The organism is Pseudomonas sp. LAP_36, assembly GCF_019456785.1.
Lineage (GTDB): Bacteria > Pseudomonadota > Gammaproteobacteria > Pseudomonadales > Pseudomonadaceae > Aquipseudomonas > Aquipseudomonas tritici.
The window spans coordinates 683,595-708,863 of the sequence record NZ_JAHZMS010000002.1 but is presented as its reverse complement, the minus strand read 5'-3'; the positions used below and the strand labels follow the sequence as shown (position 1 = coordinate 708,863).

General features: G+C 60.3%; 24 protein-coding genes and 1 pseudogene. 12 read left to right on the top strand and 13 right to left on the bottom strand.

The genetic code is table 11. From position 1 onward, the window contains the following. Positions 1 to 207: 207 nt before the first annotated feature. From tal to JBO08_RS08815, 7 genes are all read right to left on the bottom strand, one after another. Positions 208 to 1,131, bottom strand: a complete 924-nt coding sequence (gene tal, locus JBO08_RS08845; protein WP_220074168.1) for a transaldolase — start codon at positions 1,129 to 1,131, stop codon at positions 208 to 210. 24 nt (positions 1,132 to 1,155) lie between these two features. Further along, positions 1,156 to 2,109: a sugar-binding transcriptional regulator gene (locus JBO08_RS08840; protein WP_065872134.1), complete on the bottom strand. Its 954-nt coding sequence runs from the start codon at positions 2,107 to 2,109 to the stop codon at positions 1,156 to 1,158. A gap of 45 nt (positions 2,110 to 2,154) precedes the next feature. Next, entirely contained in the window at positions 2,155 to 2,955 is an 801-nt protein-coding gene (locus tag JBO08_RS08835; protein ID WP_065872135.1) for an SDR family oxidoreductase, read from the bottom strand. Positions 2,956 to 2,964: 9 nt separating this feature from the next. Further along, positions 2,965 to 3,729: an SDR family oxidoreductase gene (locus JBO08_RS08830; protein ID WP_065881949.1), complete on the bottom strand. Its 765-nt coding sequence runs from the start codon at positions 3,727 to 3,729 to the stop codon at positions 2,965 to 2,967. Between the two features lie 145 nt (positions 3,730 to 3,874). Further along, positions 3,875 to 5,383 (bottom strand): sugar ABC transporter ATP-binding protein, encoded by a 1,509-nt coding sequence (locus JBO08_RS08825; RefSeq protein WP_065881951.1) that lies wholly within the window; start codon positions 5,381 to 5,383, stop codon positions 3,875 to 3,877. 15 nt (positions 5,384 to 5,398) lie between these two features. Continuing rightward, positions 5,399 to 6,331 (bottom strand): sugar ABC transporter substrate-binding protein, encoded by a 933-nt coding sequence (locus tag JBO08_RS08820; RefSeq protein ID WP_220074169.1) that lies wholly within the window; start codon positions 6,329 to 6,331, stop codon positions 5,399 to 5,401. A 51-nt stretch (positions 6,332 to 6,382) separates the two neighbouring features. Further along, positions 6,383 to 7,390, bottom strand: a complete 1,008-nt coding sequence (locus tag JBO08_RS08815) for an ABC transporter permease (RefSeq protein ID WP_049712752.1) — start codon at positions 7,388 to 7,390, stop codon at positions 6,383 to 6,385. Between the two features lie 361 nt (positions 7,391 to 7,751). Between JBO08_RS08815 and JBO08_RS08810 the strand changes: the two genes are divergently transcribed. The 3 genes from JBO08_RS08810 to JBO08_RS08800 are packed head-to-tail and all read left to right on the top strand — an operon-like array spanning position 7,752 to position 10,991. Further along, complete coding sequence (locus JBO08_RS08810) at positions 7,752 to 8,588, top strand: transketolase (protein WP_065872139.1); 837 nt, start codon at positions 7,752 to 7,754, stop codon at positions 8,586 to 8,588. Further along, complete coding sequence (locus tag JBO08_RS08805; RefSeq protein WP_065872140.1) at positions 8,578 to 9,510, top strand: transketolase family protein; 933 nt, start codon at positions 8,578 to 8,580, stop codon at positions 9,508 to 9,510. Before JBO08_RS08810 ends, JBO08_RS08805 begins: the two co-directional genes overlap by 11 nt. Positions 9,511 to 9,515: 5 nt before the next feature. Beyond that, positions 9,516 to 10,991, top strand: coding sequence for an FGGY family carbohydrate kinase (locus tag JBO08_RS08800; protein ID WP_220074170.1), 1,476 nt, complete (start codon positions 9,516 to 9,518; stop codon positions 10,989 to 10,991). Positions 10,992 to 11,142: 151 nt separating this feature from the next. On the opposite strand, the pseudogene JBO08_RS08795 reads toward JBO08_RS08800, so the two are convergent. Continuing rightward, positions 11,143 to 11,406 (bottom strand): annotated as a pseudogene (locus JBO08_RS08795) (ABC transporter substrate-binding protein); the annotation flags it as partial. Positions 11,407 to 11,742: 336 nt separating this feature from the next. Between JBO08_RS08795 and JBO08_RS08790 the strand changes: the two are divergent. Genes JBO08_RS08790 through JBO08_RS08770 form a run of 5 tightly spaced genes read left to right on the top strand, consistent with a single transcriptional unit; the run spans position 11,743 to position 16,871 of the window. After that, positions 11,743 to 12,681 (top strand): aliphatic sulfonate ABC transporter substrate-binding protein, encoded by a 939-nt coding sequence (locus JBO08_RS08790; protein WP_220074171.1) that lies wholly within the window; start codon positions 11,743 to 11,745, stop codon positions 12,679 to 12,681. Beyond that, positions 12,678 to 14,003: an LLM class flavin-dependent oxidoreductase gene (locus tag JBO08_RS08785; RefSeq protein WP_220074172.1), complete on the top strand. Its 1,326-nt coding sequence runs from the start codon at positions 12,678 to 12,680 to the stop codon at positions 14,001 to 14,003. Before JBO08_RS08790 ends, JBO08_RS08785 begins: the two co-directional genes overlap by 4 nt. 51 nt (positions 14,004 to 14,054) lie before the next feature. Then, on the top strand, positions 14,055 to 15,113 hold the full coding sequence (locus JBO08_RS08780; RefSeq protein ID WP_065881962.1) for an ABC transporter substrate-binding protein: 1,059 nt from the start codon (positions 14,055 to 14,057) through the stop codon (positions 15,111 to 15,113). Next, the gene (locus JBO08_RS08775; protein WP_065872146.1) at positions 15,100 to 16,089 is read left to right on the top strand and encodes an ABC transporter permease; all 990 of its coding nucleotides are present in this window, start codon (positions 15,100 to 15,102) and stop codon (positions 16,087 to 16,089) included. The genes JBO08_RS08780 and JBO08_RS08775 overlap by 14 nt, the downstream gene beginning before the upstream one ends. Then, positions 16,083 to 16,871, top strand: a complete 789-nt coding sequence (locus tag JBO08_RS08770) for an ABC transporter ATP-binding protein (RefSeq protein ID WP_065881964.1) — start codon at positions 16,083 to 16,085, stop codon at positions 16,869 to 16,871. The genes JBO08_RS08775 and JBO08_RS08770 overlap by 7 nt, the downstream gene beginning before the upstream one ends. Here the strand turns inward: JBO08_RS08770 and JBO08_RS08765 are convergent, their stop codons facing one another. Beyond that, positions 16,872 to 17,726, bottom strand: coding sequence for a helix-turn-helix domain-containing protein (locus JBO08_RS08765; RefSeq protein ID WP_220074173.1), 855 nt, complete (start codon positions 17,724 to 17,726; stop codon positions 16,872 to 16,874). A 110-nt stretch (positions 17,727 to 17,836) separates the two neighbouring features. Here JBO08_RS08765 and JBO08_RS08760 point away from each other — a divergent pair, with 110 nt between their 5' ends. Further along, positions 17,837 to 18,247, top strand: coding sequence for a hypothetical protein (locus JBO08_RS08760; RefSeq protein ID WP_220074174.1), 411 nt, complete (start codon positions 17,837 to 17,839; stop codon positions 18,245 to 18,247). A 128-nt stretch (positions 18,248 to 18,375) separates the two neighbouring features. Here the strand turns inward: JBO08_RS08760 and JBO08_RS08755 are convergent, their stop codons facing one another. Continuing rightward, positions 18,376 to 18,723: a hypothetical protein gene (locus tag JBO08_RS08755; RefSeq protein WP_220074175.1), complete on the bottom strand. Its 348-nt coding sequence runs from the start codon at positions 18,721 to 18,723 to the stop codon at positions 18,376 to 18,378. A 91-nt stretch (positions 18,724 to 18,814) separates the two neighbouring features. Here JBO08_RS08755 and JBO08_RS08750 point away from each other — a divergent pair, with 91 nt between their 5' ends. After that, the gene (locus JBO08_RS08750; protein ID WP_049712765.1) at positions 18,815 to 19,159 is read left to right on the top strand and encodes a hypothetical protein; all 345 of its coding nucleotides are present in this window, start codon (positions 18,815 to 18,817) and stop codon (positions 19,157 to 19,159) included. Between the two features lie 55 nt (positions 19,160 to 19,214). Further along, on the top strand, positions 19,215 to 20,123 hold the full coding sequence (gene glsB / locus JBO08_RS08745; protein ID WP_065890801.1) for a glutaminase B: 909 nt from the start codon (positions 19,215 to 19,217) through the stop codon (positions 20,121 to 20,123). A gap of 98 nt (positions 20,124 to 20,221) precedes the next feature. Here the strand turns inward: glsB and JBO08_RS08740 are convergent, their stop codons facing one another. From JBO08_RS08740 to JBO08_RS08730, 3 genes are all read right to left on the bottom strand, one after another. After that, positions 20,222 to 20,722, bottom strand: a complete 501-nt coding sequence (locus JBO08_RS08740) for a signal peptidase II (RefSeq protein WP_220074176.1) — start codon at positions 20,720 to 20,722, stop codon at positions 20,222 to 20,224. Between the two features lie 72 nt (positions 20,723 to 20,794). Beyond that, positions 20,795 to 21,034 (bottom strand): DUF6124 family protein, encoded by a 240-nt coding sequence (locus tag JBO08_RS08735; protein WP_065872153.1) that lies wholly within the window; start codon positions 21,032 to 21,034, stop codon positions 20,795 to 20,797. A gap of 547 nt (positions 21,035 to 21,581) precedes the next feature. Next, the gene (locus tag JBO08_RS08730) at positions 21,582 to 21,791 is read right to left on the bottom strand and encodes a hypothetical protein (RefSeq protein ID WP_258407020.1); all 210 of its coding nucleotides are present in this window, start codon (positions 21,789 to 21,791) and stop codon (positions 21,582 to 21,584) included. A gap of 409 nt (positions 21,792 to 22,200) precedes the next feature. Here JBO08_RS08730 and JBO08_RS08725 point away from each other — a divergent pair, with 409 nt between their 5' ends. Further along, positions 22,201 to 25,185, top strand: a complete 2,985-nt coding sequence (locus JBO08_RS08725; RefSeq protein ID WP_220074177.1) for an amino acid adenylation domain-containing protein — start codon at positions 22,201 to 22,203, stop codon at positions 25,183 to 25,185. Positions 25,186 to 25,269: the final 84 nt, after the last annotated feature.

The following is a 25,269-nucleotide window of genomic DNA, read 5'->3' as shown; positions in this document are numbered from 1 at the left end:
CCGCTTTTGCAAAGTGACTCGCCGTAAGGGCGAAACCTATATTAGCCATCACCTAAATAACGGATATGTACTCATTCCAACCACAACACATGGCCGCCCTACAAACCGCCATCGCAGGCAAGCCAGCTCCCACATTTTGATCGATTTACACCTGATAGGGTTCGGGCGGCTATCAGGTTGCCACCGGACCAAAAGTAGACAGCGTCATCACAGCGCAGCCAATACCGCCTCAAGCTTCTCCTGATCCCGCGCAAACTGGCGAATGCCTTCGGCCAGCTTCTCGGTAGCCATCGCATCTTCGTTGGAAGCCCAGCGAAATTGCGCCTCGTCGATGGTCTGGCGCGGCTCGCCCGTCGCCCCCGGTACCAACTTGCGCTCCAGCGGGCCGTGGTCTTCATCAAGTTTTTGCAGCAATTCGGGGCTGATGGTCAGGCGATCGCACCCGGCCAATTCCTCTATCTGGCTGAGGGTACGAAAGCTGGCGCCCATGACCACAGTCTTGATGCCGTTGGCCTTGTAGTAGTTGTAGATCCGCGTCACCGACTGCACGCCCGGGTCTTCAGCGCCGGTGTAGTCCAGGCCCGTGCTCTTGCGGTACCAGTCGTATATGCGGCCGACGAAAGGTGAAATCAGGAACACCCCGGCATCGGCGCACGCCGCCGCCTGGGCAAACGAAAACAACAACGTGAGGTTGGTCTGGATACCGGCCTTTTCCAGGCGCTCGGCGGTTCGAATGCCTTCCCAGGTAGAAGCCAGTTTGATCAGTACACGGTCGCGGCCGACACCGGCTTTGTCATACAGCTCGATGAGCTGGTTGGCCTTGGCCCACAGCGCGTCTTCGTCAAACGACAGGCGCGCGTCGACTTCGGTCGAGATGCGACCTGGAATGGCCTTGAGGATGCCGCAGCCTACTGCCACCGAAAACTGGTCGCAGGCCAGGCCCAGGTCACCCTTGGACAGGTCGACCGAGTGACGCAGGATGTCGCCGTAGTGTGCGATAGCCGAGGCTTTGAGCAGCAGCGACGGGTTGGTGGTGGCGTCGACCGGTTTCAGACGGCTGATAGCCTCAAGGTCGCCCGTGTCGCAGACCACCGTGGTGAACTGCTTGAGTTGTTCGAGCTTGGATGTCATGAGCGGTCGATCTCCCTAATGAGTTTAGTGATTCAAGGCCTGTGCGGTATCCAGGTCGGTGATCAGGATGTCCAGGTAGCCGCCCTCGAGCGCGCCGCGAATCGCCTGGACCTTGTTCAACCCGCCGGCCAGGCCGAGCACGCGGTGGATCGAGCGCAATTTGGGCAGGGCCACCGACACTACGAATTCTTCGTCTTCCTCCAGTACCGGCTTGCCCTGGGCATCGAAATAGCGCAGGCAGATGTCACCCACGGCACCGCGCTCGGCCAGCAGGCGCAGCATGTCTTCGGTGTAGTAGTTACCGCTGTTGCGCAGCAGTTGCGACGGTTCCAGGTCGCCGATGCCGACAATCGCCAGGGTGATGCTGTCAAAGCGTTGCAGCACCTCCTTGACCTCTTCCATCTGCATGATGCGCTGCTTGCTTTGCACTGATTGCTCGATGCTTTGCGACGGCAGCAAAAACGCCGGGCAGTTGAGCAGGGTGGCCAGGCGCTGGGTGAGCAGGGTGGCTTCAAACGCGCCCTTATGGCCGACGCCGCCCAACAGTTGTACCACTTCCTGGGCTGCCTGTTTGCCCGGCTGCGCATGCAAGTGGCCAACCATGGCGCGAATGGTGCTGCTCCACGACGAAATACCGATATGGTCCTGGGGCGACAGGCTGGTTTCCAGGTAATGCGCGGCCGCTGAACCGATGGCCTGCTTGATGCTTTCATCGTTACCGGGCTCGGTGGCTTCCACCACGATCACCTGGCGCACGCCGTAGCGGCGCTGCAATTGGGTTTCCAGCTCCAGGTGAAGGCCCTGCAGGCGCATCACGCTGATCTTCACCACGCCTTCCTGCAGCGCCCGACGCAGGGCGCGGCTGATAAAGGACTGCGACAAGTCCAACTGTGCGGAAATCTCGGATTGCTTGAGCCCTTCTTCGTAATAGAGGCTCGCGATCTTGGTGATCAGGCGCTGTTCTTCGATCTGGCTCATGAAGGCCTCAGTGATGACATCAATGCGGGTGAGGATACCAAACCCTTACGACATGATCAGGCCGCCGTCGATATTGATCGCCTGGCCGGTCAGGTAAGCCGCGTCATCGGACGCCAGGAACGCCACCAACCCCGCGACATCCGAGGGTTTGCCGGCGCGGCGCAACGGGATGTTCTTGACCCATTCGGCCATCAACTCCCCCTTGCCGTAGCGCTTTTCGTCGGTGCTGAGAATCTCGCCCCAGACGCGGTCGTTGTAGTCCCACATCTCGCTTTCGATGATGCCGGGGCAGAACGCATTCACCGTGATGTTGTGCCGCGCCAACTCCAGCGCCAGGCTCTGGGTGATGCCGATCACGCCCATTTTGCTCGCGGCGTAGTGCGGCGTGTAGATAAACCCCTGGCGGCCCTGGCCGGATGACGTGTTGATCAGCCGTCCGCTGCCTTGTTTGACCATGTACTTGGCCGCTTCCCGGCACCCCAGCCACACGCCGGTAGTGTTGACCTGTAGCACCTTGTCGAAGTCGGCGCGGGGCATGGTGTCGTAGTGGTCGATGGTGATGATGCCGGCGTTCTGCACCGACACGTCGATGCTGCCAAAGCGGGCATGGCCTTCGCGGTAGAGCTTTTCGATGTCGCTTTCGTCTGTGACGTCGATGCCCAGGGCCAGGGTGTCCACGTTGTATTCCTGGGCGAGCTGGTTGGCGGTAAAGGTCACGCGTTCCAGGTCGTTGGAGGCCAGTACCAGGTTGGCGCCCTCTTGGGCGAAGCGCTCGGCAATGCCGGCGCCGATGCCACGGCAGGCGCCGGTGATGACGATGGTTTTACCGCTGAATCGTTGCGACATGATGAACTCCTACCAGCACACAAAGCCGCCATCGACCAACAGGTCGACACCGGTGCAGAAAGACGACGCCTGGCTCACCAGGAAGATCGCCGGGCCAACCATTTCTTCCACGCTGGCCATGCGGCCCATGGGCGTGGTCTGTTCAAATATCTTCACCTGGTCGGCCACTTCCGGCCGCGAGTTCATCGGCGTGGCGGTGTAGCCGGGGCTGATGCAGTTCACGCGCAAGCCCTTGTCGGCCCATTCCATCGCCAGGCTTTTGCTCAGGTGGATCACCCCAGCCTTGGAGGTGTTGTAGTGCGCCTGCAACAGGCCACGGTTGACGATGCTACCGGACATGGAGGCGATATTGACGATGGCGCCTTTGCCACGCGGCAACATCACCGCGGCCTGGGCCTGGCAACTGAGGAAGATGCCGGTGAGGTTGATGTCGAGGGTGGTTTGCCAGCGTTGCAGTTCCAGGTCTTCGGCAGCCTGGGCGTTGGCGATGCCGGCACAGTTGACGGCGACGCTGAGTTCGCCGAGTTCGCTTTCGGTGTGGGCGACGGCCGCATCCAGGGCGGCACGTTCGGTGACCGTGCCGCTGAGGGCCAGGGCGCGACGGCCGAGGGCTTGGATGCGTTCGACGGTGCTGGCGATACCCGGGCTGCCGGGTAGATCGAAGCAGGCTACATCGGCGCCGGCTTCGGCGAGGCCGACGGCGATGGCTTGGCCGATGCCACTGCCGGCGCCAGTTACAAAGGCGACTTGGCCCTGAAGACTAAAAAGCTGCATGAAATACTCCATTGTTGAAATCACAGTGGGACCCCTGTGGGAGCTGGCTTGCCTGCGATAGCGGTCGTTCAGTCACCTCTTCGGTGGCTGGTACACCGCCATCGCAGGCAAGCCAGATCCCACAGTTGATGTGTGTTGTCTTTGCTCACGCGGTGGCCATTTCCATCACTGACACCGGTGTGGCTTCACCACGCTCCAGAATCCCCATCTGCCGTCCCCGGCTCATCACCATCACGCGATGGGACAATCCCAGCACCTCATCCAGGTCCGAACTGACCACTATCACCGCCATGCCCTTGGCCGCCAGGTCTGCAATCACCTCATAAATCGCCGCCCGCGCACCCACGTCGATGCCTCGAGTCGGCTCGTCCAGAATGAACACCTTGGGATTACGCGCCAGCCATTTGGCAATGATCACTTTCTGCTGGTTACCGCCGGACAGGCTGGAAATCCGCGACTGCGGCGCGCCTTTCACGCCGAGTCGAGCCACCGCCGTGCGAGCGAATTCGCGCAGCGGGGCAGGGAACACCCAGCCGCGTTTATCCAGCAGGTCGGTGTTGCCATAGATCAGGTTGTCTTCGATGCGATGTTCCACCACCACGCCTTGCTGCTTGCGGTCCTCGGGCACCAGCACCACGCCGGCCTGGATGGCTTCGAACGGCGAGCGCAACTGACGCACCTCGCCATCCAGCACCATAAGCCCCTGAATGTCCTGGGCCGCGCCGGCAATGGTGCGCACCAGTTCGGTCCGCCCGGCGCCGACCACGCCGGCAATGCCGAATACCTCACCGGCGCGCACGCTGAAATCGATGCCGTGCAGGGCGAATTCACGGCAGCTTAAATCCTTGACCTGCAACATCACTTGGTCCTGCGGCGGTTGCAGCGCGGGGAAAATTCGCTCCAGGCTGCGTCCGACCATTTGCTCGACCAACTCACGCACCGGCACCTGGGCCGTGGCGTGCAAGGCAATTTGGCGACCGTCACGCAGTACCAGCACGCGGTCGGCAATACGCGCGATTTCTTCCAGGCGATGGCTGATGTAGATAAACGACACCCCCTCAGCCTTGAGCCGTTCCACCTGTTTGAACAGCAGCTCGGTCTCTTCCCCACCCAACGCCGCGGTGGGTTCATCGAGAATCAACAGGCTCGCCTTGAGGGTCAGCGCCTTGGCGATTTCCACCAGTTGCTGCGCCGCCACGCTCAGGCCTTCGACCTTGCGCGACGCCGGCACCTTGAGCCCCAGGCGTTCCAACTGGATCTGCGCCTGGGCTTCCATGTATTCGCGGTCCACCTTCCCATAACGCATGGGCAGGCGGCCGACGAAGATGTTTTCGGCGATCGACAATTGCGGCAGCAGGCGGATTTCCTGATGGATCAGGCCGATCCCGGCGCTCAGCGCGGCCCCCGGCGAACCCGGTGCGTAAGGCGCGCCGAGCCAGGTCATGCTGCCGCCGGCTTCGGGCTGCACAAGCCCGGCGATGATCGACGACAGGGTGGATTTACCCGCGCCGTTCTCGCCGAGCAGGGCCAATACTTCGCCGGGGCGAATGTCCACGTTGACCTGCGACAGGACCTGCACCGGCCCGTAGGCCTTGCTGATATTGCGCAGGCACAACACCGCTTCGGCGGTGTTATCCAGAGCTGCTGCTCGCATGACGACCTCCAAGGTTTACGGGTGCTGTTGCAGGAACGGCGCGACGTTGTCTTTGGTGGTCAGCACGGTGGGCAGCAGTTGTTCCTTGGGCACGTCTTTGCCGGCCTTCAGGTCAATCGCCGACGCCACCGCCAGGCGGCCCATCTTCTGCGTCTGCTGGGTCATAGTCGCGTTCAGCACACCGCTTTGCACCGCCTTGAGCCCGGCGACGTCACCGTCAAAACCAACCACCACGACCTTGTGATCCAGGTTGCCGACTTTCACTGCCTGTGCAGCGCCCAACGCCATGGCATCGGCACGGCCGAAAAACACGGTGATGTTCGGGTCACGCTGGAGCAAGTCCTGGGCCACGGCGAAGCCTTTGTCCTGGGCCCATTCGGCGGGTTGCTGGGCGACGACTTTGAGGTCCGGGAAGGCTTTCAAGCCTTCTTTGAAGCCTTTGGCTCTATCGTTTTCAGGGGTGGTGCCGAGCTGGCCTTGCAGGATCGCGATGCGGCCCTTGCCGTCGGTGATCTTGCCGACGTATTCGGCCAGCGTCTTGGCACCTGCCACGCTGTCGCTGGCGATAAAGGTATCGCCCGGCGCGTCAGGGGCGTTGCGGTCGACGGCGATCACCGGGATGCCGGCGGCCTTGGCGGCTTTGACTGGCACACCGGCGGCGGTCGCACCGGCAGGGATGTAGATCAGCACGTCGATCTGGCGGGTGATCAGGTCTTCAATCTGGCTGACCTGGGTAGACGAGTTGCCCTGGGCGTCCACGGTGATCACCTTGATCCCCTTGGCCTTGCCCTCGGCTTCCACCGATTGCTTGATCTGGTTGAAGAAGTCGGCCTGCAGGTTGGCCACGGCGAGGCCGATGGTCAGGTCCTTGGCCCAGGTGGTGCCGGCGGCGGTGAGGGTGGCGGCAGCGAGAGCGGTGGCCAACAGCAGTTTCTTGGGGCTGAACATGTCGGTGACTCCTGGTTTTATTGTTGGAGGGTGTCAACTGTCGAACAGGTTTTAACGGGCAGTGCTGGAGCGGCGTCGCAGGGTGTCGATGGTCACGGCGAGGGCGATGACCACGCCGATCACCACTTGTTGAATAAAGGGTGAAACGCCCAGCAGGTTGAGGCCATTGCGCAGCACGCCAATGATCAACACGCCCACCAGGGTGCCGCCGATGCTGCCGACGCCACCGTTAAGGCTGGCGCCGCCAATGACCACGGCGGCGATGGCGTCCAGTTCCAGGCTCAGGCCGGCACTGGGTTGCGAGGAATCGAGGCGCGCGGCCAGGGTCACGGCGGCGATACCGGCGAGGGCGCCACTGATGGCGTACACCCACAGTGTGATCGCGCGCACCTTGATACCCGACAGTCGCGCCACTTCCGGGCTGCCGCCCATGGCGTAAAGGTTGCGGCCACCGGCACGAAAGCGCAGGAACACCCAGGCCACTACCAGCATCACCAGGAAAAACCCGACCGTCGCCGAGAGAAAACCGAAATGCCGCACCGTGGCCAGATTGGTAAACCACTCCGGGTAGCCGACAATCTGCCGGCCTTCGGTGAGGATATTCGCCAGGCCACGGGCCACCGACATCATGGTCAGCGTGGCAATGAATGGCGGCAACTTGGCATAGGTAATCAGCGCGCCCGACACCAGCCCGGCGAGCATGCCGGTGGCGATCGAGATCGGAATCGCAAAGCCCAGCGGCACGGCCTGATCCTGATAGAGCCAGCCGAGCATCATCATTGAGAAGGCCAGCACCGACCCTACCGACAGGTCGATGCCGCCGATCACGATCACGGCGGTCATGCCAATCGCCAGGATGCCCAGCACCGTGACCTGATCAAGGATGTTCAGGCCATTGCGTAAAGAGAAGAAGAATTCCGAACTGAAGGAGAAGACCAGCACCAGCAGCACCAGGCCGATCAGCGGGCCGCCGATGTTGCTGGGGAGCAGTTTCACCAGCCGTGGGCGGTGGGGCGGCTTGAGTTCGGCCGGGTGCTGGACAATAGCTTTGGCGTCCACAGTGTTCTCCTGATTTATTTTTTTTGGAGTGCTTTCAGGCGACTTGAATATTTATGCGTGCCTGACTGTTAATTCAGATTCCAGTGCCACCGTGTCAAAGTCAAGCGCTTAATTTTTCAGGTATGCCTCTAGAACGCAGCTTTTACCGGGCGCAAAGCCACGGGATAGAGTGGCGCGCCTGGGATTTTGGCCGTTTGTCCGAGGGATCTTTCCGGGTTTTATTTCATTTTTCCACCGTCCGCTTACTTGACCTGCGGGGCGTTCGGCGTCTAAATAGAAATATATTGTCACTGCTGAATAAATATTCAAACACAGCTTTCGGCACTTTCACCTCGCGTGGTCAGCCCACAGGAGCCGCTGCATGAATGCCTTCCAGTACGACGCTCACCAGATCAAAGAACAGGCCCGCCTGATCCGGCGCCACGTGATCCGCCTGAATGCCGACTCTCCGGCCGGCGGGCACACCGGGGCCGACCTGTCGGAAACCGACATCCTCGCCACCCTGTACTTCCGCATCCTCAATACCGGTCCGGAGCGCACCGAAGACCCGGAGCGGGATATCTACATCCAGAGCAAGGGCCACGGCGTCGGCGGTTTGTATTGCTGCCTGGCGCAGGCGGGCTACATCCCCACCGAGTGGTTGCCCACCTACCAACACTTCAATTCCCACTTGCCCGGCCACCCGGTACGCCAGAAAACCCCCGGCATCGAACTGAATACCGGCGCCCTCGGCCACGGTCTGCCGGTGGCGGTGGGGCTGGCGTTGGCGGCGAAGATGTCCGGCAGCAAAAAGCGCATTTACGTACTCACCGGCGACGGCGAGCTGGCCGAAGGCTCCAACTGGGAAGCCGCGATGGCGGCGGCCAAATACGGCCTGGATAACCTGTTTGTGATCGTCGACAAAAACAAGCTGCAGCTGGCGGGGCTGACGGCCGACATCATGCCGCTGGACCCGCTGGACGTGAAATGGGCCGCCTTCGGCTTCAGCGTCAGCGAGTGCGACGGCAACGATGTGGGCCAGTTGATCGCAGCCTTGGAAAGCATGCAGACCAAAACCGGCGCGCCCCAGGTGCTGATCGCCCACACCATCAAAGGCAAGGGCGTGTCGTTTATCGAAGCTCGCCCCGAATGGCACCACCGTGTGCCCAAGGGTGATGAAATCAACGCAGCACTGGAGGAGTTGAACCATGGCGAGTGAACATTTGGCGAGCGTCATGGTGGACGCCTTTATTGCCGCCGTCGATGCCGGGCTCGACGTGGTGCCGGTGGTCAGCGACTCCACCTCCACGGCCAAGATCGGGCCGTTTGCGCAGCGTTTTCCCGAGCGCCTGATCAACGTTGGCATTGCCGAGCAGTCGCTGGTCAGCGTTGCGGCGGGGCTGGCATTGGGCGGCAAGATCGCCGCCACCTGCAATGCGGCGCCGTTCCTGATTTCGCGGGCCAATGAACAGATCAAAGTGGACGTCTGCTACAACCAGGCCAATGTGAAGATGTTCGGTCTGAATGCCGGCACCAGCTATGGCCCGTTAGCCAGTACCCACCACAGCCTCGACGATATTTCGGTGATGCGTGGCTTTGGCAATGTGCAGATCTTTGCCCCTGCCGATGCCGTCGAGTGCCGGCAGATTGTCGATTACGCGCTGCGGTATGAGGGGCCGGTGTACATCCGTCTCGACGGCAAGGCCTTGCCCGACGTTCATGGCGCCGATTACCAATTCAAACCCGGGCACGTGGATATCCTGCGCCAGGGTGCAGACCTCAGCATCGTCGCTTTGGGGTCGGTGGTGCACGAAGCGGTCGACGCGGCGGCGTTGCTGGCGGAGCAGGGCATTGAGGCGCAGGTGATCAACCTGTCGTCGATCCGCCCCTTGCAGCGTGATGTGCTGTTGAGCGCGTTGCGTGGCACGCGCGCGGTGATCACTGTCGAAGAACACAACATCAATGGCGGTGTCGGCAGCCTGGTCGCCGAAGTGCTCGCCGAGGCCGGCCTGGGCATTGCGCTGACTCGCCTGGGCATCGGCGATGGCGAATACGCCGCCGCGGGCGCCCGGGAACCGACGCGCGCCTTGCATAACATCGACGTGGCTGGGATTGTGGCGGCTGCCACTCGGTTGCGGTGAACGTCATGAATAATCCTACGCCGCTGATCCTGGCGATAGATGAAGGCACCAGCAACGCCAAGGCGGTGCTGGTCAACGAGCTCGGGCAGGTGATAGCACGCGGCTCTCGGCCATTGAGCATCATTCATCCACAGCCGGGTTTTTCTGAGCAGGATCCGCTGTTGATCTGGCACAGCACCCTGGCCGCCATTGAAGAATGCCTGGCTCAGGTGGATCGGCCAGTCACTGCATTGGCCATCAGCAACCAGCGTGAATCGGTGGTGGCCTGGGATCGACATACCGGTGAAGCACTCTCGCCGTGTATCAGTTGGCAGTGCCGGCGCTCCACGGCGTTATGTGCCCGGCTGCACGCGCAAGGTCATGAGGCGCTCGTTCTGGAAAAAACCGGTTTGGCCCTCGACCCGATGTTTTCCGCCGGCAAGTTTCGCTGGATTCTCGACAATCTGGAAAATGGTCATGCCCGCGCTGCTGCGGGTGAGATCTGCCTGGGCACGGTCGACAGTTGGCTGCTGTGGAAACTCAGCGGCGGCCAGGTATTTGCCACCGACTATTCCAACGCCGCGCGCACGCAATTGTTCAACCTGCACACCTGCGCCTGGGACCCAGAGCTGTTAGCGCTGTTCGCCATCCCGCTGGCGGCACTGGCGCCGATTCGGCCCAGCGCCGGCTTCTTCGCCGAAACCGTCGCGGTGGGCGGCTTGCCCGCCGGCATCCCGGTGATGTCGATGATCGGCGACTCACACGCCGCACTCTACGGGCAGGGTGGTTTTGCGCCCGGCCTGGTGAAAGCCACGCTTGGCACCGGCTCATCCTTGATGACGCCCATGAGCGGCCCGATTGCCTCCACTCACGGCCTTTCGACCACACTGGCCTGGCACGACGGCGGCACACCGACCTTCGGCATGGAAGGCAATATCGTCCACACCGGTGCCGCCGTGCAGTGGGCTTCGCGGCTGGTGGCCGGGGAATCCCTGGACGCCTTGACGGAGCAGGCCGCGCAACTGCCCGACAACGGCGGCGTGTATTTCGTGCCGGCGCTGTCCGGGCTGGGCGCGCCACATTGGAAAGCTGACGCACGCGGGTTGATCTGCGGGCTGACCGAAGCCACGTCCGGCGCACACATCCTGCGTGCTTCACTGGAATCCATCGGTTATCAGATCCGTGATGTGTTCGAAGCGATGCAGCAGGACATCGGCAGCCCGTTGAAGGCGTTGTGGGTGGATGGCGGCGCGACGCGCAACCGCTGGCTGATGCAGTTCCTGGCCAACCTGCTGCAACGCCCGGTGGTGCGCAGCCTGTCACCGGAGGTGTCGGCATTGGGCGCGGCGCACCTGGCGGGCAGGGCGTCGGGAGTGTGGGCGAGTGATGAAGCGCTGGGCGCGTTGGAGCGCCAGCGGGAGCGGTTTGAGCCGCAGGAAGATCCGGCGATGGCGGGGCGTTATGGCGAGTGGAAAAAGGCCTTGAGCCGTACTCTTCTCTAACTATTTATGCAGCCTAAAAGTGTGGGAGCTGGCTTGTCGAATCGTCGCACCGCTGCGATAGCGGTTTTTCAGCCAATATTTTCATTGCTGACCCACCGCCATCGCAGGCAAGCCAGCTCCCACAATTGATCGAGTTGTGCCTGTTATTCGCTCAAGGCTTCCAGGTCTGCACATCCTTCGCATCCACCGCCTTGGGCAACAACCCCGCCTTGAAGAATGCATCGGCAATCTTCTGCTGTTCACCCAACTGATCGATTGTCACCGGCTGCACCTGATAGCTGCGGAGTGCATTCGCCGCTTCAACCGTGGCGACATCCAGATTGCCCCACAACGGGCCGAGCACTTTAGCCGCGTCCTGCGGGTTGGTTTTCACCCACTTGCCCGCTTTTTCCAACGCGTCATACACCACCTTCAACGCGCCCCACGATAGCCTGGGCCTCGGCGCTTATGCCGATGGAAAAAGCCAACAACCCGATTACTGCGGCGAGGGTACGACGTATGGACATGGTGTGCTCGATCTCTAACGAAATAGATTTGAGCTTAAGGTTCTAAAAACTATTCGTTAAATACTCTTTCGATCTTAGCTTAGGGCGCTTTTCCCAGGTTCCGACGAATTGGGCATAACCATAGAATTATAGGGTTCTTTCATAATTTCTCGTCATTAATATAATCGAATTAACTCTACTGCCAGGCCTTGCGCGGGTTTTTGGCATATGCAGCTCTTTTCATTTCTCCCACGCCAAGGTCTTCCATGACGTTCAAGAAACTTATTGTTGCCGCCAGTTTGCTGTTCGCCGCTGCGGCGGCCCATGCCGAGCAAAGCCTGGATATCAGCTACCAGCGTTCGTCCACCTTGTGGATCCTGCTCAAGCAAAATGGCCAGTTGGAACAGCGCCTCAAGCCGCTGGGTTTCACAGTTAACTGGCATGAGTTCAGCACCGGCCTGCTCAGCTCGCTCAACGCTGGCAGTGTCGATCTGCACGCCGATGTGGCCGACGCCTTTGCCCTGTTTACCCAGGCCGCGGACGCGCCGTTGACCTACTACGCCCAGGAAAACTCATCGCCGAGTGCCCAGGCGATCATCGTCCAGGAAAAATCACCGATCCACAGCATCGCCGACCTCAAGGGCAAGACCGTCGCCGTATCCAAAGGCTCGGGCAGCAACTTCCTGCTGATCTCTGCGCTGAAAAAAGCCGGGCTGACGCTAAGCGATATCACCCCGCGTTACCTGGAAGCGCCGGATGGCGGCGCCGCCTTCGCCAATGGCAGCGTGGACGCCTGGGTGATCTGGGACCCGTTTCTCGCCACCCAGCAACTCGATCATCATGTGCGTGTGATCGCCGATGGCAAGGACGGCCTGGCCGACTACAACCGCTTCTACCTGGCCACCACTCAGTTCGCCAACGCCCACCCGGACGTGTTGCAGGTGACCTTCGACACCCTGCGCGAGACCGGCCAATGGGTGAAGGCCCATCCCAAGGAAGCCGCCGAAATACTTGGCCCACTGTGGGGCAATATCGCCCCTGCCACGGTGGAGCGCGCGAACAGTCGCCGCAGCTACAACATCATTCCCGTGAAGGTTGAACACCTCGCCGAACAACAACGCATCGCCGACACCTACTACGCCGCCAAGCTGATTCCCAAGGCATTGAAGGTCAGCGCAATCACCGTGTGGACACCCAAACCATGAGCCGCCAAATCCATTTATCCGCGTTCCTGTTGAGTGGGCCGGTGGTGCACAGCCATGCGGTGTGGCGCCACCCGGAAACCGTCGGCAATTACCTCGACCCCGAGTATTACGCACGGGTAGCCAAGGTGGTGGAGGAGGGGCTGTTCGACTTCCTGTTCTTCGCCGATCGCCTCGCGGTGGGTGACCAGATGGGCGGCTCCCGCGAGTTCGCCTTGCGCTACGGCGCCCAGGACGCCACGCGCCTGGACCCGTTGCCGATCCTCTCTTACCTGGTGGGCAAGACCACCAAGCTGGGCCTGGGCGCCACCCGCTCCACCACCTATTACGAGCCGGCGCACATTGCCCGCGAATTCGCCACCCTCGACCACCTGTCCAAGGGCCGTGCGGCATGGAACATCGTGACCTCGATGAACGACAGCGAAGGGCGTCTGTTCGGCAAGGACAAGCACCTGGAACACGACCTGCGCTACGACCGCGCCGACGAGTTTGTCGAAGTCGCGTTGAAGCTCTGGAACAGCTGGGGCAAGGACGCGCTGAAACTGGATCGCGAAAGCGGGGTGCTGGCGGACCCTGAACTGATCCGTTCGGTGCAGCATCAGGGCGAGTGGTTCAAGGTTGAAGGCCCGCTGAATATTCCGCGCACGCCCCAGGGCCGGCCGGTGCTGATCCAGGCCGGTTCTTCGGGGCGTGGCCGGCGTTTTGGTGCGCGTTGGGCCGAGGCCATTTTCACCATTCACCCGCACTTGGCGGCGATGCGCGCGTTTCGTGATGACGTACGTGCCCAGGTCGTGCAACAAGGCCGTGCCGCTGACAGCTGCAAAGTGCTCACGGCGGTGATGCCGTTTATTGGTGGCAGCGAAGCCGAGGCCCGCGCCAAGCGCGACAAGCACAACGCGCTGGCACGTCCGGAGTTGGGGTTGGTGACCTTGGCTTCGCAGCTGAATGTCGACCTGTCGCCATTCCCGCTGTCGGCGACGCTGGCCGAGATCGCTCAGTCGCCCCTGATCCCTCGGGCGGCCGCTGAAAAGCTATTGATGCAAGGCCCGGAAACCACCCTCGAACAACTCGGCCGCATCTTCGCCAGTAGCGTGCGTGTGCCCCAGTTGGTGGGCACCGGCGCACAAATCGCCGACCAGTTGGCCGAGCTGTTCGAGCAGGGCGGTTGCGATGGGTTTGTGATTTCGCCGGGGTATCTGCCGGGCTCGTTCACGGAGTTTGTGGAGAGTGTGATTCCGCATTTGCAGCGCAAGGGGTTGTTCCGCACGGCGTATGAGGGGACGACGCTGCGCGAGCACCTGGGCCTCGCTGATCTCACACGCTGAACGCCCACATGTCATATCCGCAAATCTATCAATTTAGAAGGGACACTTTGCATGACTGATTTCGATTATTTAACCCGTCGTCGCCTGCTCGGCCTGGCCGGTATCACCCTGGCCAGCCTGTCGCTGCCGCGCCTCGGCTTCGCTGCCGACGCGCATGCCGGCCATAATGTCGCCCAGGAACCTGCCGGCACCGGTGAGTTCATCCGCCTCGACGCACCGCGCAAGTTGAAACTCGCCGTCAACCTGAACGCCGTGTGCCTGGCCCCGGTGGTGATCGCCCAGGGCCAGGGCTTTTTCACCAAGCACAACCTGGACGTGGAACTGGTCAACTTCGGCAACTCCACCGAAGTGCTGTTGGAAGCGATTGCCACCGGCAAGGCCGATGCCGGCGTGGGCATGGCGCTGCGTTGGCTCAAGGCACTGGAACAGGGTTTTGACGTGAAACTCACCGCCGGCACCCACGGTGGCTGCCTGCGCTTGCTCAGTGCGGTGAATGGCGGCGTGACCAAACTCGAAGACCTCAAGGGCAAGGCCATTGGCGTGACCGACATGGCCAGCCCGGACCGCAATTTCTTCTCGATCCTGCTGAAAAAACACGGTGTCGACCCGGTACGTGACGTGGAATGGCGTCTGTTTCCAGCCGACCTACTCGGCACTGCGCTTGAGCGCGGCGAAGTGCAGGCGGTGAGCGGTAGCGACCCCTTCATGTACCGCCTGATCAAGTCTGGCGTGGCGAAGGAGCTGTCCACCAACCTGGTGGAGGAGTACGCCAACCTCAGCTGCTGCGTGGTCGGTGTCACCGGCAAGCTGGTGCGTGAAGAAAAGCGCGTGGTCGCGGCACTGACCCAGGCGATCCTCGAAGCTCACGACTATTCGGTGCAACATCCGGAAGAAGTCGCCAAAGGCTTCCAGGCCCATGCGCTGAACACCTCGGTGGAGGAAGTGCAGGCGATCCTCCACGACCACACCCACGGTCACCACGCGGTGGGCGCGGCGCTGACCCAGGAAATCCTCACCTACATTACCGACCTGAAAACCGTCGAGGTGATCAGCAAGAGCACCGACCCGTTGGAGTTTGCCAAGGAGATCACCGTCGATGTCTTCAGCTGATGCAACAACCCTGAACCCCTCCCTGGCGTTCAAAGTCTGGTGGCAGGGCGTGGCGGTGGTCGGGGCCTGGGTCGCCGTTGCGCTGTTGATCAGCTACTGGCCCAACGCGACACGCAACTGGCCGATGACCCAAGGCTTGGCCAACCTGTGTGTGGCTGTGGCGGCGCTGTTCATCGTGCTGAGCCTGCTGGGGCGCAAGCTGCCAGGGCTAGGCCTGCGCTTGCGTAATGCCGGCCCTTGGTTGATCGCCTTGCCGGTGCTACTGGGTATCTGGGAGTTGGCCACCGCCAAGCTGGCGCTGTTGCCGGTGCCGTTTTTTGCGCCGCCCCAGGCCTTGCTGGCGGTGTATCTCGAAGACTATCCGCGACTGGCCGACAGCCTGCTGCATTCGGCGTTGCTGCTCGGCTCGGGCGTGGCCCTGGGCGCGATCACCGGGTTTATTGCCGGGGTGGCCATCGGTTGGTCCACGCGCATCGGCTACTGGTTGCACCCGGTGCTGCGCATCCTTGGCCCGGTGCCGTCAACGGCGTTGTTGCCGCTGTGTTTTTTCCTGTTTCCGAGCAGTTGGAGCGCCAGCGTGTTTCTGATCGCCCTGGCCACGTGGTTCCCGGTCACGGTACTGACTTGGTCCGGCGTGTCGAGCGTGGATCAAGCCTATTACGACGTGGCCCGCACCTTGGGCGCCAAGCAGGGCTTCCTGGTTTTCAAAGTGGCGATTCCCGCGGCCTTGCCCCACGTGTTCGTTGGCCTGTTCATGGGCCTGGGCGCTTCCTTTTCGACGCTGGTGGTGGCGGAGATGATGGGCGTCAAATCCGGCATCGGCTGGTACCTGCAATGGGCCCAAGGGTGGGCCGCCTACGCGAATATGTACGCCGCATTGCTGATCATGGCACTCGCCTGTTCAGGGTTGATCACCGGGTTGTTCCTGGTGCGTGATCGGTTGCTGGCCTGGCAGAAAGGATCAATGAAATGGTAGCCCTGGCACACGCAGTATCGGCGTCGGAAGGCTTGGCGCTGCGCATCGAAAACCTCAGCCATGGCTTTGCCCTGGACGGGCAGCACCTGCCGGTGTTGGAGCGGGTGTCTCTGGAGGTGGCGCCGGGAGAGTTTGTGGCCTTGCTCGGGCCTTCGGGTTGCGGCAAATCCACCTTGTTGCGTTTGGTGGCTGGCCTGGAACCGGCGGATTCCGGCCGCTTGCTGGCGGATGGTGAAGCCATCACCGGCCCGGACCCAAGCCGCGTGGTGGTGTTCCAGGACCCGACGCTTTACCCGTGGCGCCGCGTGTGGGACAACGTGGCGGTCGGCCTGGAAGCCCAGGGCCTGCTCAAGACCCATTCGGCCAAGGTCGATGAAGCCTTGGAAAAGGTCGGCCTGAGTCAGTTCGCCCGTGCCTATCCTCGGCAACTCTCCGGTGGCATGGCGCAACGGGTGGCCCTGGCGCGCGCACTGGTCAATCAACCGCGCCTGCTGATCCTCGATGAGCCCTTAGGCAAGCTCGACTCCTTGACCCGCATCACCATGCAAAAAGAGCTGATCGGCCTGTGGCAACGCCAAGGCTACACGGCGTTGCTGGTGACCCATGACGTGGAAGAGGCCTTGCTGCTGGCCAACCGGGTGATTGTGTTCAGCGACCGTCCGGCAAAAATTCAGGCGCAATTGAGCATTGATCGGCCGTATCCACGGCACCGCGATGATCCTTATCTGGTTGACCTGCGGCGCCAGATACTGGGCCTGCTGGGGTTGGGCGGCAGCTGGTAGTCATTCAGGGTCAGCTTCTTTCAGCGCAATGGCCTGGGGCGTCGCGCTAAATGCTCCAGCGCGGTCTGCCAGGTAACGCGCCGGCGGCTGGCCCACCGCCTTGCGGAACATGGTGATAAAGCCGCTGGCGTTCTCATAGCCGAGCTCCAACGCCACCGTTTGCACGCTCTGGCCTTTGGCGAGCCGCTGCAACGACAGGATCACATGCAACTGCCGGCGCCAGCGACCGAAGCTCAGCCCCAGTTCCTCCAGCAGCAAGCGCGTCATGCTGCGTTCGCTCATGCCGATGCGCACCGCCCATAGGCCGAGAGTGGCTTTGTCCGCCGGTTCGGCCAACAGACTATCGGCCAGGCGGCGCAGTCGAGGGTCCTTGGGCATGGGCAAATGCAGGGCTTCGATGGGTGCAGCCGCCAGTTCGTCAAGCAGCGTATTGATCAAACGGCCCTGGGCACCCCCTTCGTCATAGAGCTGCGGGAAACTCACCGCCTTGCTGATCAACTCATGCAACAGCCCCGACACGGCCAACGTGCAGCATCGCAGGGGCAGGGCGCATGCGACGCCAGGGTCGATCAACAGGCAATAGACTTCCGCTTCGCCAGACCCGCGCGCCGCGTGGGACGTGCCGCCGGGAATCCACAGTGCACATTGCGGCGGAACGATCCAGATACCCGCTTCGATCTCGCAATGGATGATCCCGCGCAGGGTGTACATCAACTGGCCCTTGCGATGGGCATGTTGCGCATGTTCCCAGGTGTCCGACGTGCTGGTGGCGGTCACGGCCACCACGGCGCGCGGGAACACATCGGCGTCCTTGGCCATCAGCGGGTCGTGCATTTCAAGGCGATGGTGCTTCATGGCGGGGATCGCAAGTTGGCTGAATTGCGAAACAGTCTGGCTATCCTGTGCAATGCCGTCTAGTGGTGCGGTGGATATAGTGAGATCCGTTCTCAACAAGGAGCTCTGCCATGCGACTCGACAGCACAACATTCCCAGTGGTGAAAATCGTCTTTGATGCGCCCAGCGAGAGAGGCCCGGAAGATGCCCTCCGGATTTTCGAAAGCCTGTTGGCCCGTCAGCAATCCTTCGTGTTGCTGCACGAAAAAACCGTGGATGAAAACAACCACGAACACTCCCACGAGGAACGCAAGCATGCCTCGATCTGGATGAAGAAAAACAAACAGGCGCTGCGTGCCTACGTCAAAGGCATGATCCAGGTGGAACCCAGCGCAGCGCAGCGCCTAGCGCTCAAGCCGTTCGCCGCGATGTTCGGCAAGGCGTGGGGGTACCCGTTGCTGGTGGTAGAGTCCAAAGACCAGGCGTGGGCACTGGCGCGGGATGTGCTGGATGAGCGGGTGTCGGATGTGGCGCATTTTTGAAGGGTAATGTGGAGCAAAAAATGTGGGAGCGGGCTTGCTCGCGAATGCGTTTGATCAGTGGATACATCGTTAACTGATACACCGTATTCGCGAGCAAGCCCGCTCCCACATTTGTTCGGTGGCGAGGCTCAGTCCACGCAAATCGCCCGGCCGAGCTTGCCTTTTTCCACCGTCGCCGAGCAGCCGAAGTGGCTGTTGTCCACCTGGCACGCGCCTGTCACCGGGCCATTGCCCGTTTGGGTGGTGACACTGGTCTGGCACTCGCCATCACACTGACTAGAGTCGGTACACGCCTTACCTGCATCCTTGTACGGCGTGATGCATGTCCAGCTCTGCAACTTGCCGACTTGCTTCATCGTGCCGCCGCCTGCCAGGCACGTCGACGCGGCGGCGTCTTGCGCAGGTGGCGTGGTGGGCGCTGTTGAGGTGCAAGCCGATACCAACAGCAGGGCGGCCAGGCCGATCATCAATTTCATGCAAAAGTCCTCATAGGGTAAGCGCAGCGGTGCAGTGTACGGGCAATTGGACTACTTTGATTGACGAGCGATCCCTACCCGGTACTTACCCATGCACACGTTATGGAAGCGGTATTTGGCCTTGCTGGAAAACGATCTGAGCACACAGATTTTCGACAACGTGAAAAACCTGCTGGTGTGTGCGCTGTTGTTTGCGGCAGGGACCAATACGCTCGTGGGCCAGCAGGACCTGTTTATCGGGGTGTTTGCCTCCAGCGTGGCCGGCTGGGGACTGATTGTGCTGTCGACGCTGTTGATGCTGTTGAACGTCAGTGATGGTATCCGTCGATTGGCCAAGCTGCGTTATCACCTGGCGCTACAGCTGTTGTTGATCCTGGTGTATCTGGTGGTGGCCGAGCGGGTGGTAGAGATTGTGTGGGGCTTCCGCGCGCATTGAAGTATCCTCCGCGCCCCGCTTATCACTGATTCAAAGACAGATGACAGGACAAGACATGCAGGCGCTGCTGGACTCGATCCTTGACGAAGTTCGTCCATTGATCGGCCTCGGCAAAGTCGCCGACTACATCCCCGCGCTGGCCGATGTACCCGCCAACCAGATCGGCATCGCCGTGTACGGCAACGACGGCTCGGCCTACCGCGCCGGTGACGCCGATACGTTGTTCTCGGTGCAGAGCATTTCCAAGGTGTTCAGCCTGGTGCAGGCCATCGACCACGGCGGCGAAACCATCTGGGAACGCTTGGGCCACGAACCGTCCGGGCAACCGTTCAACTCCATGGTGCAACTGGAATTCGAGCGCGGGCGCCCGCGTAATCCGTTTATCAATGCGGGCGCGCTGGTGATTTGTGACATCAACCAATCGCGCTTTGCCGTACCGATCCTGTCGATGCGCGACTTTGTAAGGCGCCTGTCCGGCAACCCGCAGATCCTGGTCAACAGCGTTGTCGCCGAATCCGAAGCCCAGCACGGCGCGCGCAACGCGGCCATGGCTTACCTGATGAAGTCCTTCGGTAACTTCCACAATGACGTAGACGCGGTGCTGCACAGCTACTTCAACTATTGCGCGTTGCAGATGAGCTGCCTGGACCTGGCCAAGGCCTTCAGCTTTCTCGCCAACGAGGGCACCAGCGCCCACAGCGGCGAGCAAATCCTGACGGCGCGCCAGACCAAGCAAGTCAACTCGATCATGGCCACCAGCGGGCTGTATGACGAGGCAGGGAATTTCGCCTATCGCGTGGGGCTGCCAGGCAAAAGCGGGGTCGGCGGCGGGATCGTCGCGGTGGTGCCGGGGCAGTTTACGGTGTGCGTGTGGTCGCCGGAGCTGAACGCGGCGGGGAACTCGCTGGCGGGGATGAAGGCGTTGGAGTTGTTGAGTGAGCGGATTGGGTGGTCGGTGTTCTAAGGTGTAATGGCGTTGATCTGCTGAAATGCAATCTACCAGCACCATGATTTCCCTGTGGGAGCGGGCTTGCCCGTTCCCACACGGGTTCAGCAATCACTTTAGGCCTTACGTTTCAAAAACAAATCCACCATCAAGTACAGTGCTCCAGCGGTGATCGCTATATCGGCGATATTGAACACGCCGGTATGCGTCGGTCCGACATTCAGGACCATGTAGTCGACCACATGACCGTGGCGAAAGACGCGGTCGATCAGGTTGGCGATGCCACCCAGCGCAATCGCATACAGCGGCAAGACCTTACGCAGTGGTTGGCTCCAATTGGACAGCGACCACCACATCGCCCAGGCCACCACTACTGCCACGCCGACGATAAAGATCAGCTGTTTGACCTGCGGCGGCAAAGCAGCGCCCAGGCTCAGGAAGGCGCCTGGGTTCAGGCTCAGTTCCAATGCGAGGTTGATGGGGTTAGAGCCGATTTTGAAACTGTTGGCTTGCAGTGAAACCAGGGCCAGTAGTTTGACGAGTTGGTCGACGGCAACAAAGGCGATACCGGCGAGGAGGGCGAAGGTGCGGCCTCGCAGTAGGGGTGACGTGCTCAAGCGGTAACTTCCTGTTTGGGGGCGGTCGATAGAGCGCCCGAAGATAGCTCAGGCGCTCTATCCCGTCCATCTTCAGGCCGCCGGGTGGGCTACGTCCAATGCCTTGTCGACCAGCAGTTGCACACCTTCGAGCATGCGGCAGATACCCAGTGCGACGTTGCGTTGAGCACCGTCGATTTCAAAGGCCAGGTGAGTGGCGATATCGTTGATGGAGGCCAGGTCCTGGGAGGCGTTGACCAGCAGGGTTTCCGTGCCTAAGTCGGCGCGGACGGTGAAGAGTGTTTCTGGGGGATTTGGACTGTCTTTGATCATGGTGAAACTCCGTCGGGAATGGAGCTGCCACGATTCGCGGTCAAACGAAATAGGGTGGCAGCTATACGCGGGTTGACCGACCGGTCCCGAGGAGCCCGGCATACCCAAAGGTATCCCGCGTACAGCTGCCGCGACACGATACATCAGACGTAAAAAAAACGCCTGAATCGATGTTGGCATAAGTGTATTCGGGTTCGGACGGTCAAATCCGGTCGCTGAATTGGCAGCGACGGCAGAGAGGTTAGTCAGCGCACTTCCGAGCGACAACCTGAAACGGTTGTGGGATATATCCGAGAATCTGGGGCGCAGTGCCATCCCTGTGGGAGCTGGCTTGCCTGCTATGCAGTGTGTCAGCTAGCACATCCGGCACTGGCACTCTCGCCACGGTGCGGTATGACCGCCACATCTTAAATCATCGGCTGGAGTGTCTATTCACTGCCGTTATTTGCACCCCCTGGCTTTCCTCTTCGGCATCGGCACAATCATGCTCACCTCACCCTGATACCGTTGATACCTCTCCCTAAACAGCACCACCAGATCCTTTTCTTCAAAGTGGGTCCCAACGAAGAGATAGATGGTCAGCCCCACCGCAAACAACAGTGATTGGCCCAGCGTTGATGTCCTTGGGCACCAGGACGCCACCCACGAAGCCTATCAGGTATAAAAAAGTGACCAGGAAAGTCAGATAGCAGCCGGTGCTGTAGACCAGACCGACCCGGCGCGCGGGGAGGCTGTTCGAGTTCTTCGGCAGGTTCATGGACGAGTCCTTTCGTACAGGGTGAATGGTTAAGCCAGTCGACGTACGAATTCGACTGGCTAAGGCTAGCGAGGTTTACGAGATCAGTAACCTGTAGGAAGTGACAGTATCTTTGACCGTTTGGCGATTGGTCTTCTACTACCGCGTGCGACGCGTCAGACCAAGCAAGTCAACTCAATCATGGCAACGAGTGGGCTATATGAAGAGGTGGGGGCTGGTCGCCAGAATCGAATGCGTTGGAGTGGTTGAGTGAACGATATGGGGGGGGCGGTGTGTGGACGCTATAGCGATTAGATGAAGTCAGTCTAAAAAACTGTCATTTCTAGCAGGGGAAATGTTCTGGAAATCAGCAAAAAATAACAGCTGGAAGGCGGACGTGCTCAAGGAGAGCGAACCAGGAGGGTTTAACATGTTCCCGCACACGGTTGTGAGCGCATTTGCACAACAGGTCAAGGTCAACCCCGATCGGTTGGCTGTGGTAGGCCACGAGCAACGGCTGACTTACGCAGAGCTCGACCATCAAAGCACTAAGGTGGCGGCTGGTTTGCAAGCGTTGAAGATCGGTGTCGGCGATCTCGTGTTGGTTCAGGCTGAGCGCTCGGTGGCGCTGATCATTGCCTTTTTGGCCGTACTCAAAACCGGTGCAGCGTACGTCCCGCTCGACAGGACATTGCCACAGAACCGCAAAGAATACGTTGCCCGGCAATGCGGCGCTCGGGTGGTGCTCTCTACCCTGGCTGATGATCGAGCGCCATTGCCTGAGTGCACATTAACAACGGTCGACGAGTTGCTGGCCGGGCCCGAGTCCGTGCTGTCTCGACCTGTCTGGGTCAAGCCCACGGACGTTATGTACGTGATTTTCACATCGGGCACTACGGGCAATCCGAAGGGCGTGGTCGTCGAGCATCGTAGCGTCATAGGGTTGATGCTCGAACACAATGCACGTCTGGATATCGACCCGAGCAGCCGATCCACGGTGATGGCAGCAGTAGGGTTTGACTTGATCCAAGCAGAAGTCTGGTCAAATCTGGTTGTCGGAGCTTGCCTTTATCTGCTGGATCAAGAGTCGTTACTCAGCAGTGATGCATTCCTGGCTTTTTGTGTGACGCATCAAATCACGCACGCGTTCGTACCAACCCTGAAAGTCTACAACATCGTGAATGCCCGCCAGCCGCCAGCCCTCTCACTCAAATACATCTATACCTGTGGCGAAAAGCTGCATCCCCTGAGAGTGGAGCACTTATCCTTTAAATTGGTGGACTGTTATGGCCCCACCGAAGCGACCATTTTCGTTACCTCGCACCTTGTGCAAAGCAGACGTTTGAACCAAGCCGATTCCATTGGCCTTCCGATCGGGCAGTGCAAAATCTACATCCTTGATGAGCATTTGCAGGAAGTAGGCGCTGGCAAGGTAGGTGAGTTGTGTATTGCCGGGCCCTGTTTAGCCAGAGAATATCTGGGCGCGCCTGAATTGACCCGGCAGCGTTTCATCTATTCCAAAGTGCTCAGGCGTCGCCTATATCGCAGCGGCGACCAAGCGCGGATCCTTGAGGATGGCAGTATCCAGTTTCTAGGGCGGCTGGACGGTCAAGTCAAGATACGCGGCTACCGGGTTGAACTGGGTGAGATCGAGGCACGCCTGCTTAAGGAGTCGCAAGTCACCAGTGCGGCGGTGGTTGTGGAAGATGGGGGCACTCAGGCTGACAAACGTTTGGTTGCATTTGTCGTGCCCTGGAATCGACACGTCCATCCGAAGCGGCTGGAGGCCGACCTGCGCCGTAGCCTTGGGCGCGACTTGCCTGAATATATGGTGCCTTTCACCTTCCACTGCGTGGCCGAACTGCCAAGCAATGGCAACGGCAAGACCGATAAGCCAGCCCTGCTCGAATTATTGAAAAAACTGCAACCCGACCTGTTGGCAGTGGATCGCTTCAGCGATGAAAACCAGCGCAAGGTCGCGCTCGCTTGGTATGCGGTGCTCGGGCATGGCAATTTTTCAGTGGACGATAGTTTTCTTGAGGTGGGCGGGCATTCGTTGCGCGTGGCGCAGTTGGCTAAACAGCTGTCTGAAGGCTTCGGTATCAGGGTGGCAGTGCGTGAAATCTATGAACATATCGTATTGAAAGATCTTGCCGCTGAGCTGGCCCACCGCTGTCAGCCTTCCGCGCAGGGCGGCGCTCAGCCTGCCATCAATTTCGAAGATGATGTATTCCTGGATGCCGGTACGGATTTTAGAGGTGGCTTTGATACCGCACAGGTAGGCGACCCAAAGCATGTCTGGCTTACCGGGGTGACAGGGTTCGTTGGGATTCATCTGCTCCAGCAGCTTTTAGCCACGGGCGCCGCGTGCATTCATTGCCCGGTACGCTGTGAACAGCCCGAAGCCGGCCTGGCGCGGCTTCAACAAATCAGCGAGCGTTACCGGGTGGAGCTTAAAGCGAGTGATTGGGCGCGCATCCGTGTGTATGTCAGCGATTTGTCGCAGCACAACATGGGATTAGAGCCCGGCGAGTATGCGTGGCTTTCTAAAATGATTGATGCGGTGGTCCACTCGGCCAGCGCGGTCAATTTCATCATGCCGTATTCCTACATGAGGACTGATAACGTCGAGGGCCTCAGGCGCATTCTCAGTTTTTGCGCCGCAGGAAAAACCAAAGCGCTGATGTTGATGTCGACTATTTCCATCTACAGCTGGGGGCACCGCTATACCCTTAAGCGCCGTGTGTACGAGGACGATTGCATCGATGAAAACCTACCCGCAATACGGCACGATCTTGGGTATGTTCAAAGTAAGTGGGTGATGGAAAAAATAGCGGATATGGCGGCGGCCAAAGGCCTGCCCTTGATGACTTTCCGCCTCGGTTACGCGACCTGTCACAGCCGCACCGGCGTATGTGCCGACTACCAGTGGTGGGGCCGGTTTATCAAAACCTGTCTTGAGCATGGCGCGGTGCCAGACCTGCGAAAAATGCGCGAAGGCCTGACGACTGTTGACTACATGGTAAAGGCCGTCGCTCACATTGCTCGCCAACCTGCGGCCCTTGGCAAGAAATTCAACCTGTGCCAGACGCTGCACCGTGATCCAAATCTCAAGCAGTTTTGTTCGCGGGTTGGCCGTTACTATGGGCGCCGCCTTGCTGTCTTGCCGTACGAGAAATGGGTTGGGCTGTGGGAAAACCAGACGGATGCGTTGCTGTACCCGCTATTGGGGATGTTCAAGGACGACATGCATGAGGGGCAAACGATATTGCAGCTTTACCAGCACAATTACGCTTGGGATAGGCGCAATGTCCGGGCTTTTTTGATGGGCAGCGGGATTCGGCAATCGGAATTCTCGGGAGACGTGCTGGCGCGCTACCTGGACCGGTTGGGAGGCGGCGTTGGAAATATCTGAGAATTTGGGGCGCAGTGCCATCCCTGTGGCAGCTGGCTTGCCTGCGATATCGGTGTGTCAGCAGCCTCTCAGTCACTGGAAGAC